This is a genomic window from Shinella sp. JR1-6 (assembly GCF_004284735.1).
GTDB lineage: Bacteria > Pseudomonadota > Alphaproteobacteria > Rhizobiales > Rhizobiaceae > Shinella.
In genome coordinates this window covers 1-3,158 of sequence record NZ_SHMI01000085.1, presented here as the reverse complement: position 1 = coordinate 3,158, position 3,158 = coordinate 1, and the positions used below count along the sequence as shown (strand labels likewise).

Below are 3,158 nucleotides of genomic sequence, written 5' to 3'. Positions count from 1 at the left end.
GGTTTAAGGGTTCGCCAACCGTTGTCGTGCAGGTTCGCATCGAACGGCGCGGAGCCAAACCTGGATGTGTCCATGCACTTTTCCCTGATCTCGCTCTATGTGATCGCGCTGCGTGTGGTCGGTATCGTCTTCCAGGCTCTGATCATCGTGCTGCTGGCCAACACGATCCCCATGGCCGAGGTCGGCATCTTCTCGGCCATCTACGTGTTCTGGGGGCTGGCGCGCGGCCTCGGGCCCATGGGCTTCGACCAGGTGTCGATGCGCGACATCGCCACCTTCTCCTCAGATGCCGACAACACCCGGGTGCAGTCCATCTCGAACTTCGCCATGCTGGCCGTGATGGCCGTCGGGGCGCTCGTGGCGGCCTGCACCGCCCTGTTCTTCCGGCTGGCGGTCGATACAGGGACGGGGCCGATCTCGCCGCTGGTCGTCGCCGCGACGTCGCTCGCCGCGCCCGCCTACATGATGAACGGCCTGCTCAGCGCACAGCTGCGCGGCTTCGGACGCCCCCTCCAGTCGCAGTTCCCCGAAGCGGTCGGCCTCCACGCCCTGTCCCTGTCCATCCTCTCCCTGCTGGCCTGGCACGGCAAGCTCAGCCTGGAGATCACCGTCGTCGTGCACGCCATCTCCGCCTGGCTCGTCACCGGCCTCCAGGCGGTCCTGCGCTTTCGCTGCGGCATAGACCTTGCCGCGCGCCTGTCGGGGACCGCGCGGCGCGAGACCGTGCGCGATGCCTTCCAGATCTGGCAGGCCCTCGTGGTCCGCGGAACGGCCGAGCGCGTGCCGGCCTATCTCAGCCTCTTCCTCCTCGGCCCCGCCGCAACCGCCATCCTCGACGTGGCCCGCCGCTTCGGCATCCTGCCCTCGCTGTTCACCGAGGGCGTCTCCACCACCTTCACGCCCATGTTCGCAAAACTGCATGCCGGATCCGACCGCGAGGCCTATCGCCAGCTCCTCGCCCAGAGCTCCTGGCTTGCCTTCACGCCGGCGCTCGCCGCCTTCATCTTCCTGTTCCTGTTCGGGCGCATGGTGCTGGACCTGTTCTTCCCGCCCTCCTATCAGGATGCCTATTGGCCGATGCTCCTGATCTGTGCCGGCGTGACCGTCAACGCCGCCTTCAGCCTGGCCGGCAACAACTTCCTCGTCACGCAGCGCCAGACGCTGGTCCGGCGCTACTTCACCTACAGCTTCGTCGTCATGGTGACCGGCTGCATCGTGCTCGGTTACGCCTTCGGCACGATCGGCATGGCCGCCGCCATCTGCGCCAGCATCGTCGTGTGCGACGGCGGCCTGGCCCTGCGCCTTGCAAGGGAGATGGGCAGGCCCGTCATGCTCGACCCGCACTATGCCAGCCTGGCCCTGGTGCGCCTGCCCGGCATGCTGCGCACCTGGTTCGCCCGATAGGGGAGCCCGCATCCGGCAGGGGCCGGGCTGAGACCGCGGCAGGCGCAGCCTCCATTATGGTAAACCGCAAATTTACCAACAGCCGGCAGGATGGACGCGCGCGAATCGATCCCCCCGCATGGCGCACGCCGACCGGCGCGCGAAGCAAGACAGGACTTTACGGAATGAGCAACATATCCGACAGGTACCCTTCCGGCGCCGTGAGGGGCCGCATGGGACGGTCATCCTCGCGCGGCAGCTCCCTGCTGAACCAGCTCGTCCCGTCCGACCGCGCGTCCGCATCCTCCCCGGCGTCCGCATCGACGTCCACGTCCACGTCGTCCGCCGCGACGGCAACGGCAGCGTCCACGGCCGCCTCGACATCGTCATCGGTTCCCCTCGCCATGCCCGGCCACCATCCGTCGGCCGTCGAGCGGCGCGGCGCCTTCCTCGCGCTGGATGTCCAGCACCTCTACGACTGGATCCGGCAGGGCTGGCTCGTCATCGCCGGCCTTGCCCTGATCGGCGCGCTTGCCGGCGCCTCCGTCGTGTTCCTCGTCAAGCCGCGCTTCACCGCCACCTCCGAGGTGCTGGTCGATCCCGCCGGCCTCAAGGTGGTCAACGAGGATCTCTATGCCAGTGCCGGCCAGCTCGACGGGCAGATGCTTGCGGCCGCCAGCAAGCTGCGCGTGCTGAGCTCGGGCAACGTGCTCTCCCAGGTCGTCAAGGATCTCGACCTCGTTCGGGACCGCGAGTTCGTGCCGGCCGACGCGACCGGCGATCCCGCCGTCATCGCCGTCGCCAACCTGCGCAAGCGCGTGAAGGTGGAGAGCGACCAGCGTTCCTTCGTCGCCTCCCTTGCCGTGACCACCGAGGACGCGGCCAAGTCGATCGACATCTCCGCGACGATGATCGCCTCCTTCCGAAAGGAACTGGCAAAGGCCGAATCGGACGGCGCCAGCCGCTCGGTCACGGGCCTGGAGGATCGCCTCTCCGAACTCAAGGATGCCGTCAACAAGGCCGAGGAACAGGTCGAGACCTACAAGCGCGAGAAGGGGCTGCAGCCAAGCGTGGCCGGCGAACTGACCAGCCAGACCTCGCTGAACCAGCTCAACACCCAGGTCCTGGAGGCCCAGCGCCTGGTGATCGCCGAGGAGGCCGCCTACAAGGAGCTCGTCTCCGGCCGCGCCACCCTCGCCAGCGCCGACAATCCGGAGACCGCAACGCTTGCCGCCCTGCGCACGCAATATGCCCAGACCCAGCAGCAGCTCGGCGTGCAGTCGATCATCTATGGCGCCCGCCATCCCGTCATCGCCCGGCTGCAGTCGGCGGCAAAGGCCCTCGAAACCCAGATCGCGGCGGAAAGCGGCCGCCTGCGCGTCGCCGCAAAGGCACGGCTCGACCGCGCCCAGGCCGCCCTTGCCGCCCTGACATCCCGCTCCTCCAGCCAGAGCGCCACCGTCTTCACCGACAACGAGGCCCTCGTCCAGCTGCGCGAGCTCGAGCGCGACGCCCAGTCCAAGGCCGCCGTCTACGAGGCCTTCCTCGCCCGCGCCCAGCAGCTGAACGAGCGCGGCCAGCTCGACACCACGAACATCCGCGTCATCTCGACCGCCCTGCCGCCCCAGAACCGATCCTGGCCCCCAAGCCTCGCCGTCCTCCTCGTCATCGGCGCAATAACCGGCGCAGCCATCGGCCTGACAATCGCAATCGCAAAGGGCATCTGGCGCGAAATCAAAAACGACAAAAATAATACAAATATCGCAGGGAATGTA

Annotated in this window: 3 protein-coding genes; 2 read left to right on the top strand and 1 reads right to left on the bottom strand. The window is 67.6% G+C overall.

The annotated features are described in order from the left end of the window. The first annotated feature begins 72 nt into the window (after window positions 1–72). Window positions 73–1,404 (top strand): lipopolysaccharide biosynthesis protein, encoded by a 1,332-nt coding sequence (locus EXZ48_RS34245; protein WP_130521507.1) that lies wholly within the window; start codon window positions 73–75, stop codon window positions 1,402–1,404. A 157-nt stretch (window positions 1,405–1,561) separates the two neighbouring features. Here the strand turns inward: EXZ48_RS34245 and EXZ48_RS34240 are convergent, their stop codons facing one another. Then, window positions 1,562–1,789: a hypothetical protein gene (locus EXZ48_RS34240; RefSeq protein WP_130521505.1), complete on the bottom strand. Its 228-nt coding sequence runs from the start codon at window positions 1,787–1,789 to the stop codon at window positions 1,562–1,564. On the opposite strand from EXZ48_RS34240, the gene EXZ48_RS34235 reads away from it, so the two are divergent. Next, window positions 1,788–3,158 (top strand): GumC family protein (locus EXZ48_RS34235; protein WP_130521503.1); only part of this gene is annotated, 1,371 nt, incomplete at its 3' end. The two genes, EXZ48_RS34240 and EXZ48_RS34235, sit on opposite strands and share 2 nt — an antisense overlap.